Origin of the sequence: Leeuwenhoekiella sp. ZYFB001, from assembly GCF_011784865.1 — a bacterium.
Classification (GTDB): Bacteria; Bacteroidota; Bacteroidia; order Flavobacteriales; family Flavobacteriaceae; genus Leeuwenhoekiella; species Leeuwenhoekiella palythoae.
Genome location: NZ_CP050460.1, coordinates 424,260 through 440,560 on the forward strand (window position 1 = coordinate 424,260; position 16,301 = coordinate 440,560).

The 16,301-nt window shown below is 39.2% G+C and carries 13 protein-coding genes; 6 read left to right on the top strand and 7 right to left on the bottom strand.

Annotated features, from left to right (window positions below; all coding sequences use genetic code 11):
- Positions 1–108: 108 nt before the first annotated feature.
- The 3 genes from HCN54_RS01820 to HCN54_RS01830 are packed head-to-tail and all read right to left on the bottom strand — an operon-like array spanning position 109 to position 2,585.
- Positions 109–480: a cupin domain-containing protein gene (locus HCN54_RS01820; RefSeq protein ID WP_167596297.1), complete on the bottom strand. Its 372-nt coding sequence runs from the start codon at positions 478–480 to the stop codon at positions 109–111.
- Positions 481–490: 10 nt separating this feature from the next.
- Entirely contained in the window at positions 491–1,036 is a 546-nt protein-coding gene (locus HCN54_RS01825; protein ID WP_167596298.1) for a hypothetical protein, read from the bottom strand.
- Positions 1,037–1,061: 25 nt separating this feature from the next.
- Positions 1,062–2,585 (bottom strand): helicase HerA-like domain-containing protein, encoded by a 1,524-nt coding sequence (locus tag HCN54_RS01830; RefSeq protein ID WP_167596299.1) that lies wholly within the window; start codon positions 2,583–2,585, stop codon positions 1,062–1,064.
- Positions 2,586–2,739: 154 nt separating this feature from the next.
- Here HCN54_RS01830 and HCN54_RS01835 point away from each other — a divergent pair, with 154 nt between their 5' ends.
- Positions 2,740–3,372 carry a 7-carboxy-7-deazaguanine synthase QueE gene (locus tag HCN54_RS01835; RefSeq protein ID WP_167596300.1) on the top strand — a complete coding sequence of 211 codons (633 nt, stop codon included), beginning with the start codon at positions 2,740–2,742 and terminating at the stop codon, positions 3,370–3,372.
- Between the two features lie 130 nt (positions 3,373–3,502).
- Here HCN54_RS01835 and HCN54_RS01840 read toward each other — a convergent pair whose 3' ends face one another.
- The gene (locus HCN54_RS01840) at positions 3,503–4,057 is read right to left on the bottom strand and encodes a DUF2911 domain-containing protein (protein WP_072984014.1); all 555 of its coding nucleotides are present in this window, start codon (positions 4,055–4,057) and stop codon (positions 3,503–3,505) included.
- A 357-nt stretch (positions 4,058–4,414) separates the two neighbouring features.
- Here HCN54_RS01840 and asnB point away from each other — a divergent pair, with 357 nt between their 5' ends.
- The 5 genes from asnB to secDF all read left to right on the top strand — a co-directional run bounded on the left by asnB (position 4,415) and on the right by secDF (position 14,095).
- A complete protein-coding gene (gene asnB, locus HCN54_RS01845) occupies positions 4,415–6,097 on the top strand; it encodes an asparagine synthase B (RefSeq protein ID WP_072984013.1) in 1,683 nt (560 codons plus the stop codon).
- Positions 6,098–6,380: 283 nt separating this feature from the next.
- Positions 6,381–8,321 (top strand): DNA topoisomerase (ATP-hydrolyzing) subunit B, encoded by a 1,941-nt coding sequence (gyrB, locus tag HCN54_RS01850; protein WP_072984012.1) that lies wholly within the window; start codon positions 6,381–6,383, stop codon positions 8,319–8,321.
- A gap of 133 nt (positions 8,322–8,454) precedes the next feature.
- Positions 8,455–9,459, top strand: a complete 1,005-nt coding sequence (locus HCN54_RS01855) for a DUF6588 family protein (protein WP_167596301.1) — start codon at positions 8,455–8,457, stop codon at positions 9,457–9,459.
- Positions 9,460–9,705: 246 nt separating this feature from the next.
- Positions 9,706–10,632 carry a malate dehydrogenase gene (locus HCN54_RS01860; protein ID WP_072984010.1) on the top strand — a complete coding sequence of 309 codons (927 nt, stop codon included), beginning with the start codon at positions 9,706–9,708 and terminating at the stop codon, positions 10,630–10,632.
- 448 nt (positions 10,633–11,080) lie between these two features.
- Positions 11,081–14,095: a protein translocase subunit SecDF gene (gene secDF / locus HCN54_RS01865; RefSeq protein ID WP_167596302.1), complete on the top strand. Its 3,015-nt coding sequence runs from the start codon at positions 11,081–11,083 to the stop codon at positions 14,093–14,095.
- Positions 14,096–14,217: 122 nt separating this feature from the next.
- On the opposite strand, the gene HCN54_RS01870 is transcribed toward secDF, so the two are convergent.
- The 3 genes from HCN54_RS01870 to HCN54_RS01880 are packed head-to-tail and all read right to left on the bottom strand — an operon-like array spanning position 14,218 to position 16,300.
- A complete protein-coding gene (locus HCN54_RS01870) occupies positions 14,218–15,135 on the bottom strand; it encodes a glutaminase (protein ID WP_167596303.1) in 918 nt (305 codons plus the stop codon).
- Positions 15,132–15,809, bottom strand: a complete 678-nt coding sequence (locus HCN54_RS01875; protein ID WP_167596304.1) for a hypothetical protein — start codon at positions 15,807–15,809, stop codon at positions 15,132–15,134. Before HCN54_RS01875 ends, HCN54_RS01870 begins: the two co-directional genes overlap by 4 nt.
- Positions 15,810–15,814: 5 nt before the next feature.
- Positions 15,815–16,300 carry a DUF192 domain-containing protein gene (locus tag HCN54_RS01880; protein WP_167596305.1) on the bottom strand — a complete coding sequence of 162 codons (486 nt, stop codon included), beginning with the start codon at positions 16,298–16,300 and terminating at the stop codon, positions 15,815–15,817.
- Position 16,301 lies beyond the last annotated feature (1 nt).

Sequence of the window (16,301 nt, forward strand, 5' to 3'; positions counted from 1 at the left end):
TAGAAATGAAGTTTAGCAGCTTTGAGATTAACGTGGCTTTAGGTAAGAATTAATACTTATTTATAACTTCTGAAATTTTTAATCTGATTTTCAAAAGGTTGAAGAGTGTTATTCTTCTTCTCGATGTACCTTATTAAAATCAAATGCCGGTTGACAAACCGATAGGTAAACACATTTTTGGTCAAAAGGGTTACTGTACTGCACCCGCGTGCCGGCTTTAATTTTTATCGATTGACCAGCCTCTAAAATGATGGGTTTATCATCAATTAAAAATTGCTTTTTTCCTTCAATGATGAAGGTGTATTCGTCAAATTCAGGGGTTTGAAACGGTTCGCTCCAATGTGGCGGTGCTATCATATGAGCGATACTTAAAGCAGTGCTTCCGTCACTGGCTTTGCCAAAATGTTCCCCGATGTATTTACCGTCATCAGTAGGGACGACAAAAGGAGTTTTCTGAATATGGTATTTAGCGTCAGACATTATCTTACATTTACCAGCCGATCATAAAGTATTTGATCTTGGCGTCATTTGGAATTTCCGCACCGGTAACTTTAGCATCCATATTAAAACGTAACTCTCCCGGAAGTTCATCACGATCAATAGTGAAATATGCATTGATATCATCAACAAAAATCACGATACTACTTATTAGTGTCTCAATTCTTGAGATCTCATAAGCTTCGGTGATGTCTTTATAGGTACTGTTGAGGTTGATGCCTTCTTCGGTGGTGTAGCGTTCATCAAAAACTTGAACAGTTTTAATTGTTTTTGGATTACCATCTTTAGTAGGCATCAGGCTTAGCAACTGCTTTCCACCTTTTTCATAAATTTCAATAGCGTTCACATTTAGCTCTTCACTTAGACCAGAATTTTGATCTACAACACTATCATTGCTAAAAATGGTTTTTAGTTCGCTTACTTGCGTTTCTTTAGTAAGTTCGCCTACACGATCAGCAGTAACATTAAAAGAGCTGTCTGAGTCGCAAGAGGTGAATAGTAAACTGGTAATTATAGCTGCAAAAAATATTCTTTTCATTATAAGGGTTTGTTTCTGTTAGGGTTTATTTTATAAGTTTTCCTAAAATGCCCAGAACACCGCGTATTACTGTGGCGCTGGTGAGCACTTTAATTATCGCTTTTTCAGTAGTGTTACTTCGGGAAGAAGTACGACTGCTTTTAGACACCGTTGCACGTTCTTCTTTAGCTTTTTCTTTGGCTTCTTCGCTTTCGGCCTTTTTGATTTTAGCATTAAGCAATTCATAAGCGCTTTCTCGATCTACAGTATCATTGTACTTAGGAGCGAGTGCAGATTTACGATTTATTTCTTCAATCTCAGCATCGGTAAGAATATCCATTCGAGACATTGGCGCACGCATCATTGTGGCTGCAAGTGGTGTGGGTCTACCTTTTTCGTCAAGAGCCGAAACCAGGGCTTCACCAGTACCTAAGGCGGTGAGCACTTCTTTAGTATCGTAATATTCAGAATCCGGATAGTTTTCGGCAGTGAGCTTAATGGCCTTGCGGTCCTTAGCAGTGAAAGCCCTGAGCGCATGCTGAATTTTTAAGCCTAACTGACTCAATACACCATCGGGAACATCCGTGGGGTTTTGCGTAACAAAATATAAGCCAACACCTTTAGATCGTATGAGTTTTACAATGCTTTCGATCTGGCTGTGCAGCGCTTTTGAAGCTTCTTTAAAAATAAGATGCGCTTCATCAATAAAGATGACCAGTTCCGGTTGATCGCTATCGCCTTGCTCAGGAAAAGTGCTGTAAATTTCCGCGAGCAAACTGAGCATAAACGTTGAGAAAAGTTGGGGCCTGTCTTGAATATCAGTAAGCCGAATGATATTTATTTTACCTCTCCCATTGTCATCTAGTCGAAGCAAATCATCAACATCAAAAGATTTTTCACCAAAAAAGATATCTGCACCTTGCTGCTCCAGTTGTACAACTTTTCTTAAGATAGCGCCTGCAGAAGCGGTAGAAATTCTGCCATATAGATCTTGAATTTCTTCTTTGCCTTCATCTGTCGCGTACTGTAATACTTTTTTAAAGTCTTTCAAGTCTAATAAAGGCAGGCTCTTGTCGTCACAATATTTAAATAGGATGGCGATGATACCGGCTTGGGCATCTGTTGCATCGATAATTCTAGAGAATAGAACCGGGCCAAATTCACTCACCGTGGCGCGCAGTCGTACTCCATTTTGTTCAGACAAGGTGAGTAGTTCTACCGGAAAATCTTTTGGTTCAAAGGGTAGGCCAATTTTTGCGTGGCGCTCATCAATCTTAGGGTGACCTTCACTTGCTTTTGCGATACCACTAAGGTCACCTTTCATATCCATCAATAACACGGGAACACCTTTTTCTGAAAGATTTTCGGCTAAAACCTGAAGTGTTTTGGTCTTTCCGGTTCCGGTGGCGCCAGCAATTAAACCGTGTCTGTTTAGGGTCTTTAAAGGAAGGTTTACGTGAGCTCCGGTTATCGTCTGCCCGTCAAGCATCGCAGCACCCACGGTGATATAAGCTCCCTTGCAAAGGTTTCCTTGTATAATGTGTTCTTTAAAGGCTTCGGTCTGGCTCATCGCTAAAAATTTGGACTAAAAATAAGGATTAATGCCAAAATCAAACCGACTTGCAATAGTTAATTTTTAACAGTTTGTAGCGCGTTTCGGTCCCCTTTAAAATAAGGTTGTTAGGCTTTGGTAACGATTTTAATGCGGCGTATCTTTGCGCCCTATGACAAAAGAGGCGACAGCAACCCGGGTAGAGCTGGGAGAGTTACTTCCGTTAATGGAAGAGTTTTATACCATTCAAGGTGAGGGTTACCATACCGGTACTCCTGCATATTTTATACGTGTAGGTGGTTGTGATGTAGGTTGCCATTGGTGTGATGTGAAAGAAAGTTGGGATGCGGCGATACACCCGCCTACTGAAGCTGCCGCGATGGTAGCAAATGCAAAAAAATACAGCAAGACAATTGTGATTACGGGAGGCGAACCTCTTATGTGGGATATGAATCACCTTACCGGTATGTTGAAAGATGAAGGTTTGCAGGTGCACATAGAAACCTCAGGAGCGTACGAACTTACAGGACATTGGGATTGGATTTGCCTTTCTCCTAAGAAGCGTATGTTGCCTAAACCTCGTATTTATGAGGAAGCTCACGAACTAAAAGTGATCATTTACAATAAAAGCGACTTCGCATTCGCGGAAGAACATGCCGCCAAGGTAAATGGTAATTGCAAACTTTTTTTACAACCAGAATGGAGCGTGCGCGAAAAAATGACACCCTTAATTGTAGATTATGTAATGGCTAATCCTAAATGGAGAGTGAGTTTACAGACACATAAATATCTAAATATACCTTAGTAGATTTTTTAAGCATCGGTAGATAGGGGTTTTTGAATTCACTACTTGCTTCAAGATCTTGCAAATTTGAGTAGAACCCATAAAAAAGGCTTCCAAATCGGAAGCCTTTTTTAATACCGTATTTTGAAAATTACATTTCTACTTCTTCAATAGGTACTTGGATGTACATGTCATCCCAACCTAAAAACATATCTGATCCATTTTCAGTAGGTTGAAAAGAGATTGAGAAAGATTCAATAGGGGCAGCAGTTTTATGAGCCGGAGTCGTAAAACGCACTAGGTCGCGTTCTTCCTTATATCCATAAGCGCCCCAAGTGTCCAAGTCTTTGTTTAGAATCACCGTCCATTCATCTTCAGTTGGGATCGTAAACAATGTGTAGGTTCCTGCAGGAACTTTAGTATCACCTACCATCATCTCTTTGTAGAATTTAATTTCGGTAGATTCATTAGCGCCGGTTCTCCATACCTCACCATATTTTTCTAGTCCATCTTTAGTGGCAAAAACATCACGTCCTTTTTTCTGAGGGCGGCTGTAGATTACGCGTACACGAGGAGTTTTGTCTTGGGCGCGAAACATTGCAATATCAAGCGGACTTTTGTCAAGTTCGCTAAATTTTTGTGCGTTTACGTCATTGCCAAAAATTAAGAAGCTAAGTAGAAAACTACCTATTATTAGGGATTTCATAAATGTTGTTTTTAATGTTGAAAGTCAAAATTTTATACAAATGTACAATGCGGTAAAACCTGTAAATGTTAAGCGAATCTTAAAAGAATATACCGCAAGTAATTTTGTATTTAATAGCATTCAAGAAGTATTCCAAATCTTCAAACCCCAGTAATTGCTCAAATCAACTACGATTGGCACGTGTAATTTCCTGTTCTTATCACTTTATAAAATTTGACTGCATATTTAATGCTGAAAGTTTTCTTTTATAATAAATAGCATTTGTAAAGTTTACATATGTAAGCATATGATTGTTTTTTGTTTGCGAATCAAAATGTAAATTACATCTTTGAACCATCAAATTAAAACAATACGATTATGTGTGGGATAGTATGTGCCTATGAATTGAAACAACCGGCTGAGGTTTTAAGACCACAGCTTTTAGAAATGTCTAAAAAAATACGTCATCGTGGACCGGATTGGAATGGAGTGTATAGTGATGAAAAAGCTATTCTAGCACACGAGCGTTTATCTATAGTTGACCCTGCATCAGGAAAACAACCTTTATTGAGCCCTGATGGAAAATTAATTCTTGCCGCTAATGGTGAGATCTATAACCATCAAGAGTTGCGCAAACAACTTAAAGGTCAGTATGATTTTAAAACACAGTCTGATTGTGAGGTTATTTTGGCGCTTTACCAAGAAGAAGGACCTGGCTTTGTAGATAAGCTCAACGGAATTTTTGCTTTTTCACTTTATGATGCTGAAAAAGATGAGTATTTCGTAGCCCGTGATCATATGGGTGTTATTCCGCTTTATATGGGATGGGATCAGCACGGAACCTTCTACGTAGCTTCAGAATTAAAAGCGTTAGAAGGAACCTGCACAAAAATTGAATTATTCCCTCCGGGACATTATTTACACAGTTCGGATGGAGAATTAAAAAGATGGTATTCTCGAGAATGGATGGAGTATGATGCAGTAAAAGAAAACGAGACCAGTATCGAAAAGTTAAGAGAAGCTTTAGAGGCTGCAGTTCATCGCCAACTGATGTCTGATGTTCCTTATGGAGTACTGCTTTCAGGAGGTTTAGATTCTTCAATTACTTCAGCGGTTGCAAAAAAATATGCTGAAAAGCGCATTGAGTCCGGAGATACAGACGGTGCTTGGTGGCCTAGATTGCACTCGTTTTCTGTAGGTCTTGAAGGCTCGCCAGATTTAGCGGCGGCTCAAAAAGTTGCAGATCATATTGGTACGGTACACCACGAGATCAAGTTTACCATTCAAGAAGGTCTTGATGCTATAAAAGACGTGATCTATAATTTAGAAACCTACGATATTACCACGATTAGAGCTTCGACTCCAATGTATTTAATGGCGCGTGTCATCAAATCTATGGGTGTGAAAATGGTGCTTTCAGGAGAAGGAGCAGATGAGGTTTTTGGAGGGTATCTATACTTCCACAAAGCGCCAAATGCTCAGGAATTTCATGAAGAAACCGTGCGTAAACTAAGTAAGCTGCATATGTACGACTGTTTACGTGCAAACAAATCTTTAGCTGCTTGGGGAATCGAAGGTCGTGTGCCGTTCTTAGATAAAGAGTTTATGGATGTTGCGATGAGCATCAATCCACAAGATAAAATGATCAACGGTGAGCGCATGGAAAAATGGGTGCTTCGTAAAGCCTTTGAATCATACTTGCCAGAGAGTGTTGCTTGGAGACAAAAAGAGCAGTTTTCAGACGGTGTAGGATACAGCTGGATTGATACCTTAAAAGAATTGGTGAACGAAAAAATTAGCGATGAGCAATTGGCTAACGCGAAGTTTAAATTCCCAATTCAGACTCCAACAAATAAAGAAGAATATTACTATAGAAGCATTTTTGCAGAGCACTTCCCAAGTGATGCTGCGGCATTGAGTGTACCTCAAGAAGCTTCTGTAGCGTGTAGTACTAAAATCGCTTTAGAATGGGATGAAGCATTCAAAAATATGAATGATCCATCAGGAAGAGCGGTGGCAAACGTACACAGTGATGCTTACAAAAAGACTGAACTTGCTTAACTAGCCACATACCACGTAAGTTTAGAGCGCTTTCTTTATTAAAGAAAGCGCTTTTTTTATGGTTTATCTAGTTTAGATTCTACTTCATTTAGAATCCTTGATTTTAGCTGTGATTTTTTCACAATTTGTTGATAACTTCAAATCTTTGGCCGGTCATTTATAAGCGTATTGCAGCGCCTTTTTTTATATTTGTTAGCTATCTATAAACACTGCTTAAAAGTGTTCTTAAAGCGGCTAAAAAGTTGCTGTTTTTTTAGATTTGAGATTAACTTAATAAAGATTTATGAGCGAAGAAGCCAATAAGAAGCAATATTCGGCAGACAGTATTCAGGCCCTAGAAGGGATGGAGCACGTGCGTATGAGACCTTCGATGTATATTGGAGATGTGGGAGTGCGTGGTTTGCATCATTTAGTTTACGAAGTTGTAGATAACTCCATAGATGAAGCTATGGCGGGGCATTGCGACAGCATAAAAGTGATCATTAATGAGAATAACTCGATATCGGTAAAGGATAACGGTCGGGGGATTCCGGTTGATTTACATAAAAAAGAAGGCGTCTCTGCACTTGAGGTTGTAATGACCAAGATAGGTGCCGGAGGTAAATTTGATAAAGATTCCTATAAGGTTTCCGGTGGACTTCACGGGGTAGGGGTGAGTTGTGTTAACGCACTTTCAACCCATTTAAAAGCTACTGTTTATCGTGAGGGTAAAATTTGGGAGCAAGAGTACGAGAAAGGTAAAGCGATGTATCCTGTAAAAGGAATTGGCGATACTGATGATCGTGGTACAGCTGTTACTTTTCTTCCTGATCCTTCTATTTTTCAAACCACTACAGAATACAACTACGATACGCTTGCCAGCCGTATGCGCGAACTGGCGTATTTGAATAAAGGTATTACGATCACCCTGACCGATAAACGTCAGAAGGATGATAAGGGCGAATTTGTTTCTGAAACCTTTCATTCTGAAGAAGGATTAAAGGAATTTGTACGTTTTCTTGACGGAAACCGCCAGCCGATCATTGGAGAAGTGATCTCTATGGAAGGTGAGAAGAATGATATTCCGGTTGAGGTTGCTATGATTTACAATGATAGTTATGCCGAAAACTTACACTCATACGTTAATAACATTAATACCCACGAAGGAGGTACGCATTTGGCAGGATTTAGAAGAGGACTTACGAGTTCGCTGAAAAAATACGCCGACGCTTCCGGGATGTTAGACAAGCTGAAATTTGAGATTGCAGGTGATGACTTTAGAGAAGGTCTTACGGCAATTATTTCGGTAAAAGTTGCAGAGCCTCAATTTGAAGGGCAAACCAAAACTAAATTAGGTAACCGTGAGGTTACTTCAGCGGTTTCTCAGGCGGTTTCTGAAATGGTAGAGATCTATCTTGAAGAACATCCTGATGATGCTAAAACCATTGTGCAAAAAGTAATTCTTGCAGCTCAGGCACGTCACGCGGCTAAAAAGGCCCGTGAGATGGTGCAGCGTAAGACGGTAATGAGCATAGGTGGCTTACCCGGGAAATTAGCAGACTGTTCTGAAACTGATCCTGAAGCTTGTGAGGTATTCCTTGTAGAGGGTGACTCTGCAGGTGGAACTGCAAAAATGGGCCGCGATCGTAACTTTCAAGCGATACTTCCGCTCCGCGGAAAAATTCTGAATGTTGAAAAAGCGATGCAGCATAAAGTTTTTGAAAACGAAGAGATCAAGAATATTTTTACGGCTCTTGGGGTAACTATAGGTACCGAAGAAGATAGTAAAGCGCTCAACCTTTCTAAATTAAGATATAAAAAGATTGTGATTATGTGTGATGCCGACGTTGATGGTAGTCACATTGCAACATTGATCTTAACCTTCTTTTTCCGCTACATGCGTGAATTAGTAGAAGGTGGTCACGTTTATATCGCAACGCCACCGCTATACTTACTGAAAAAAGGTAAGAAAATGCGTTATGCGTGGAGTGAGAAAGAGCGTGATGAATACAATGCACAGATGGGCGGAAGCGCTTCGGTGCAGCGTTATAAGGGCCTTGGGGAGATGAATGCAGAGCAATTGTGGGATACTACTATGAATCCTGAGTTTAGAACTTTGCGTCAGGTAACCATTGATAACGGTACAGAGGCAGACCGAATTTTCTCTATGTTGATGGGGGATGAGGTGCCGCCACGTAGAGAGTTTATCGAGAAAAACGCGGTATACGCTAACATAGATGTATAAAAAGTAATCGGTTAATTACTTGTTTATAAAGCCTGCTTCTTTTGGAGTGGGCTTTTTTTATAGCATTTTTAATGCATAAGGCTATTGGTTATCAGGGTTTTGTTATTTTTGAGTAAACCAAATCAATTCAATTATGAAAAAAAGAATACTCATTTGTTTTTCCATTTTAGCATCAATAAATCTGTTTGCGCAAGATGATGACGGCTTTGAAGCTGTAATCACTGCTGGAGCAGCAGATGCCAATACATTAATGGGAGCCTATATCGCGCCTGCAATGGAAGGTCTTGTTTACAGTATGTCTGGCGGGTGGTATCATACCGCAAAAACGCATAAAAAACTAGGTTTTGACATTACAATAGGTGTGAATGCAGCAATGGTTCCATCAGAAAAAGAAATGTTTGCTTTTGCTGATTTGAATTTTGAAAATACGATTACAGCCTCGCCGGGTGTTACTCCTACTGTTGCCGGCAATGGGACGCCTGCTGAAGTTACAGTAGTTACCCAGGATGGTGACACCGGGACTTTTACCATGCCCGAAGGTGTAAAAGACGATTTGCCTTTAAATGCAATGCCTGCGCCAACGCTTCAGGCTAGTGTAGGATTAGTTTATGATACTGATTTAATGGTCAGGGCGACTCCTAAAGTTGGTAGTGATGATGTAAAAGGAAGTTTGTTTGGAGTTGGACTTAAGCATAATTTGATGCAGTATCTAGGACCTTTAGATAAGCTGCCACTAAATGTTTCTTTATTAGGTGCTTTTACCACAATGAATGTGGATTATGACATTGAGGACGGTTCTTCTATAGACGGTACCGGGCAAGCGGCAGAATTTAAACTTAACTCTTATACAATACAGGGAATAGCGTCGTTAGATTTTCCGTTTATTTCAATCTACGGAGGTTTAGGGTATACCGGCGGAAAATCTGAATTAAATGTGTTGGGTACGTATACTGTAGAATACAATGCAGGTACCGAAACGACTACTTTGGTTGATCCTATAGCACTATCTTACAGTCCGTCAAGTGTACGAGCTTCATTGGGTGCTCGATTAAATCTGGCGTTCTTTAAAATTTATGCAGATTATACGGTTCAAGAATATAGTAATCTAAGTGCGGGGATCGCATTTAGTTTTAGATAAGATAGTTTACCACTTTTCCAAATGTTGCTTAAGCCACTTTCAATGCTTTTTGCTTAAAAGTGGCTTTTTTGTGGTCCAAAGTCTTAAAAACATGAGGAAGGCGTCGTATATAAAAATCATAACCTAATTTTAAGCTTTAAGAGTCTTAAAAGACTAAATGAAGTCGTAATTTTAAAGCCGCAATCGATAACGCAGGTTATCGCTATTTTTTTAAACTTAATTAATAACATTTTTAAATACATACCCATGAAAGTTACCGTAGTAGGAGCAGGAGCTGTTGGTGCAAGTTGTGCCGAGTATATTGCGATGAAAAATTTTGCGTCTGATGTAATACTTCTAGATATTAAAGAAGGTTTTGCTGAAGGAAAAGCGATGGATTTGATGCAAACTGCTTCTTTAAACGCTTTTGATACACGCATAACCGGTACTACCGGCGATTATTCTAAAACAGCAGGAAGTGATATTGCTGTAATCACTAGTGGTATTCCGCGTAAACCGGGTATGACACGTGAAGAGTTGATAGGTATCAACGCCGGGATCGTAAAAGATGTTTCTTCAAACTTGATCAAGCATTCTCCAGATGTGACCATAATCGTAGTGAGTAACCCAATGGATACGATGACGTATTTGGTACACAAAACTACCGGACTTCCTAAAAATAAAATTATAGGAATGGGTGGAGCGCTTGATAGTGCACGTTTTAAGTATCGTTTAGCTGAAGCTCTAGAATGTCCTATCTCTGATGTTGACGGAATGGTAATTGGTGGTCATAGTGATACCGGAATGATTCCATTAACGCGTTTGGCTACACGTAACAGCGTTTTAGCTTCTGAATTTTTAGCAGAAGATCGCCTAAATCAAGTAATGGAAGATACTAAAGTAGGTGGTGCGACGCTTACTAAATTATTAGGTACTTCTGCTTGGTATGCGCCGGGTGCTGCGGTTTCTGGACTCGTTCAAGCCATTGCTTGCGATCAGAAAAAAATGTTCCCATGTTCGGCTTTATTAGAAGGTGAATATGATCTTGACGATATCTGCATCGGAGTGCCGGTAATTCTTGGTAAAGACGGAATCGAAAAAATCGTTCCTGTGGATCTTTCTGATGCTGAAAAAGCGAAACTTCAAGAAAGTGCAGCTGCAGTTAAGAAGACAAACGGATTGTTAGAGCTATAATTCGAATAGCTGTTTTATAATTTAAAAAGCGCCATTCTTTACGAATGGCGCTTTTTTATTGACACCCCCAAAACTTTTAATGTCTGAGGCTTTCCGTGGGATGGTTTATCTTTTTAAGATTGACCGTGTAAATTCCTAGGATATTCTGTATTAGATGAATAGGGTTTAAGTAGTAGCATTTTATCATTCCGAAGAAAGCTTTAAAAAAGGCTTTGGTGCGTTGGTAGAGCTAATCTGTCATAACGGTTATTCTGTTTAATTTCAGTTTGTTAAAGCTGCATTGTTTAGGATGAATTTTACGCTTAATGTGATAAAAATCAGAGCTTTAAAAGGTTAAAGAAATCAAAAAGATATTTATTGGCATTTCTATGTTGAAACCCTATATTTGCACGTTTTACAAAATCGCCTGAAAAAGGTTTGGGAAGAATTAAATAAATATTAAAGAGTAATGCAAAATAAAGGACTCATTAGAGTATTTGCGATTTTATTTGGGTTGGTGTGTTTATACCAGCTTTCGTTTACGTATTTCACTAATCAGACAGAAGAAAAAGCTTCGGCCTACGCGGCAGAACAAGTTGATACTACCGTTGAAGATTATGTAGATAAAAGAGGCGAAGTTGAGCGTCGCTATTTAGATTCTATAGGGAATGATCCTATTGCTTTAGGTATCACTTATAATGACGCAAAAGAAAAAGAACTTAATAAAGGTCTGGATCTTAAAGGAGGTATGAATGCGATCCTTGAAATTTCTGTTGCAGATATTTTAAGAGGATTAAGCAATAACAGTACAGATCCTGCTTTTAACCAAGCCTTAGATCAAGCTGCAGAAACTCAAAAAAATAGCCAGAATAGCTTTTTAGAAGATTTCTTTGATGCTTTTGAAGCAATTCCGGGAGATAATAAATTAGCTTCTCCAGATATTTTTGCAAACACTACATTAGGAGAGAAGGTAAACTTCAATATGACTAATGATGAGGTAGAGCCTATTCTTGCTCAAGAAGTAGAAGAGTCTATCAATTCTGCGTTTGAAGTTTTGCGCAATCGTATCGATAAATTTGGTGTTACTCAACCTAACATTCAGCGTTTAGACAATCAATCACGCATATTGATTGAACTTCCCGGAGCCACCGATATCGAGCGTGTTAAGTTTCAATTAGAAAGTACAGCGCAATTAGAGTTTTACAAAACACACTATGCTTCTAATGTTGCTCCTTACTTATTACAAGTAAATGCAGAATTAAAAGAGCTTGTAGCTCCTGCACAGGAAGAAGAGGCTGTTGCGGAAGTAGATTCTACGGAAAGTACAGACGATTCTATCGAAGATCTTTTAGCAAGTGAAGAAGACTCTATCAGCCCTGCACAAGCTAACAATCCACTTTTTGAAGTGTTCAGTTTTAACCCGGCTATTCAGCAATATGCTCAAGCGCCGATTATAGGTTATGCTCAGGTAAAAGATACCGCAACGATTAATCGCTATTTTTCAATGCCTGAAATCGTGCGTTTACGTCCACAAGAATTGCGTTTTGCAAAATTCAGATGGGGAATTAACGAAGCAGAAACTGATGTGGTTCCACTTTATGCATTACAGTCAGACCGAAGCGGCGCTCCGGCAATGGATGGTGATGTGGTTCAAGATTCACGTCAACAATATACTCAAGCAGGTCAACCTTCTGTAGGTATTGATTTTGAAGGTCAAGGTCCTGGACAATGGGCAAAATTAACAGGAGAAGTTGCAACAGAAGGTAATGCAATTGCAATTGTTCTTGACGGTACTGTATATTCTGCAGCGACCGCTAAAGCAGAAATTTCTGGTGGTGCTACTGAAATCTCGGGAAGTTTTACAGTAACAGAAGCACAAGATTTAGCTAACGTACTTAAAGCGGGTAAGCTGCCTGCTTCGGCTAAGATTATTTCTTATGATGTTGTTGGACCATCACTAGGTCAAGAAGCGATCAATAGTGGTTTAATGTCATTTGTGATCGCGTTAGTGCTTGTATTGGTGTGGATGGTGTTCTATTATGGTAAAGCGGGTCTTTTTGCAGACGTTGCTCTAGCAGTGAACATTTTATTCATTTTTGGAATACTTGCAGGTCTTGGAGCTGTTCTTACATTGCCTGGTATTGCCGGTATTGTATTGACGATAGGTATGTCTGTTGATGCAAACGTTCTGATCTTTGAGCGAATCAAAGAAGAAATAGCAAGAGGTAAATCACAAAAAGACGCTATAAAAGATGGTTTTAGCAATGCACTATCTTCAATTCTTGATGCGAACATTACTACCTTCTTAACAGCGTTGATTTTATTCTTATTCGGTACAGGGCCAATTCAAGGTTTTGCAACTACGTTAATGATAGGTATTGGTACTTCGTTATTTACTGCAATATTTGTTACCCGCCTGTTTATTGATGGATACGGTAAGAATGGTAAATCTTTAGACTTTTGTACCGGCGCTACGCGTAACCTGTTTACCAATTTCAATAAGGATTTCCTTGCTAAGCGTAAGGTTGCTTATATCATCAGTGGTGTATTGATTGTAGTAAGTTTAGTTTCTTTATTTACTAATGGTCTTGATCAAGGTGTTGACTTTGTTGGAGGGCGTAATTATACCATTCGTTTTGAAAACCCTGTAAACGCTACTGAAGTAGAACAAAAATTGATCGCTGAATTAGAAAGTGCTCAAGCAAAAACTTATGGTGAAGCAAACCAATTAAAAGTTACTACGAAATATCGTATAGAAGAAGAAGCTTCTGAAGTAGATGAAGATATCCAGCAGCGTTTATATACTGCTTTAGAGGAGTATCTTCCTGCTGATTTGACGTTAGCGCAATTTGTAAAAGGAGGTTCTTCTGATGATAAAGTAGGTATTTTAGAGTATAACAAAGTAGGGCCAACTATTGCTGATGATATTAAAAAAGATTCATTCTGGGCAGTGTTAGGTTCACTAGTTGTAGTGTTCTTATACATCTTGTTACGTTTTAGAAGATGGCAATTCTCTTTGGGTGCAGTTGCGGCTGTATTCCACGATGTGTTGATCGTATTGGGAATTTTCTCTTTAACCTATCAATTCATGCCATTCAATATGGAGATCGATCAGTCTTTCATTGCTGCGATCTTAACAGTAATTGGTTACTCGCTTAACGATACGGTAGTCGTTTTTGACCGTATTAGAGAGTATATGAAAGAATACGGTACTAGCCGTAAAATGGGAATTATTATCAATCAAGCTATTAACAGCACTATAAGTCGTACGTTAAATACGTCTATGACCACCTTAATCGTATTATTGGCTATATTTATCTTTGGTGGTGCGAGTATAATGGGCTTCATGTTTGCCTTGATTGTAGGTGTGCTTGTGGGTACGTATTCTTCGATCTTTATCGCTACTCCTGTAATGTTTGATACCATTCAGAAGAAAGCTTTAAAGCCGGAAAAACAAAAAGAAGATGAGGAGCCTGTAGCTTAATTCGATTAAAGCACAAGACGCAAAAAGCTCGGTTTACGCAAGTAAATCGAGCTTTTTGTTTAATAGTAATTTGAAGTTTTTCTTAGCCTCGGAAAAGGGAATGACTCCCAGAAATAGATTGCTTAAAAAACTGAGATTTCAGTTTTTGAGGTAAACAGCTCAAGAACTTTCATACCTAATTCTGAATTGCCTTTTTCGTTCAGAGGCGGGCTCCATACCGCGATGCTGTAATGTTTGGGGTGTAGCGCTACAATGCCGCCACCTACGCCGCTTTTTCCCGGTAGCCCTACTCTGAATGCAAACTCGCCTGATTCGTCATAAAAACCGCACGTAAGCATTAGAGCATTGATGCGTTTGGCGAGCATAGTTGGCACCGCAAGGGCTTGCTCACTTTGATCTTGTTTGCTGTAGTTTAAAAATATGCTGAAGGCTTGCGCGAGCTGCTGGCAACTCATTGCTATTGCGCATTGATGAAAATAAAAGTCTAATAACGCATCAACATCGTTATTGATATTTTTAAAGTCTTTCATCAAATGAGCGAGAGCGGCATTACGATATTTATGTTGCATTTCTGAAGCTGCGACGCTCGTGTCATAATCGATAGACTGATCACCGGCAATATCGCGCACGTATTGTAGAAAATCTTCTTTTGGATTTTTGAGATGGCTCATTAAAATATCAGAGACCACAAGGGCTCCCGCATTAATAAATGGATTTCGGGGAATACCTTTTTCATATTCCAGCTGAACCAGCGAATTAAAAGGATCTCCCGATGGTTCTACGTCAACGCGATTCCATAGTTTGTTTCCTTCAAGTTTAAGCGCAAAAGCCAGGCTCAACACTTTAGATATACTTTGAATTGAGAAACGTTCTTGTGAGGCTCCTAAATGATAGTGATTGCCATTTATGCAGTTTAAATGAAGTCCGAATTTGGAAGCGTCTACCTTTCCTAACTCCGGGATATATGTCGCTACTTTACCGGAGTTTTTGTAATCCTTAAGTTCAGATTGAATGCTTTCGAGAATCGCTTGATAATTCATTCTTCGGGGAAAAATAAATTCCAGTTTATATTTTCTATAAGCTGAACTACTTGGGTAGAGATAGATTCGCCATTGTACACGACAGTTTGCCCATTCGGTTTAATCAAAGCGCGAGAGCCGCAAAATGCCGGGTTTCTAAAAATAATTTCTCTTAAAAGATTCTCTTTATCAGAATAGTAGTACTCTGTACTATCGCTAGGGGCGTTTTGGAGCTTTATGCCTTGCTCAAAAAAATCTAATCTAACTATGTCTGGGTAATTTTCTTCAATACTTGCTTTGCGAGCGTCAGTAAGATTTTTCCAATGGTCTATAACCTCTTTAGTGTAGTTGTTTGTAGAGTATTGCGGACTGCATAGATCATTGGTAAAAGTATAGGAGATGAAAAAAATCGTGCTATCAGCAAACTTTTTGTTAGTCACCTTTTCTAAATACTCCTTGAGGTCATTGCGGTTTATAACGCCTTGTTGATATTGAGGTATGAGTCGGGCAACACGGCTGCTATCTTTTGTTTCATAATCCCACCTAGAATATGCAGAATCGCGATTGCGCCAGAGCTTGTCAAATTCTTTCCTTTTTATTTCTTTTCCCTCTATATCTAAATGGTATTTTATCCGCTGGGCATTGGAGGTAATGCTGAACAAAACAAAAAATAAAAAGAGAATTCTAGAAGGCATAGTTATTATTTTAAACGTTTCCAGTCTACGGTGTCTCCCACTTTTATATTCCAGAGTTTTGCGATGCCTGCATTAGTTTCTAAAACGTATTGCACAGGAACTTCAGAAGGGAGGCTGGTTTCATCCATGGGTTTTGCATTTTCTATAATCGTTGCAATGGTTTTGTCCTCTTTGATGAAAAACAAGTCTAGTGGAATATAGGTATTTTTCATGTAAAAATTGTGCGGTCTTACATCCTCAAATACAAAAAGCATCGCCTGATTTTGCTCCATCGATTCCCGGTACATCAGTCCGGTCTCGGTTTCATAGTTGGTTTCGGCGATCTCAATATTAAAATACGCTTTGCTGCCGTCTTCTGTTTGTATCTGAAGTTTTCCTTCTTGCTGAAAAGTAATCTGCTCCTGAGTGATCTGTGTTTCTTCGGCTTCTTTATTTTTACACGCTAGAAGCGTAAAGCCTAAAATCCCGATGAATAAAAACTTCTGATACATA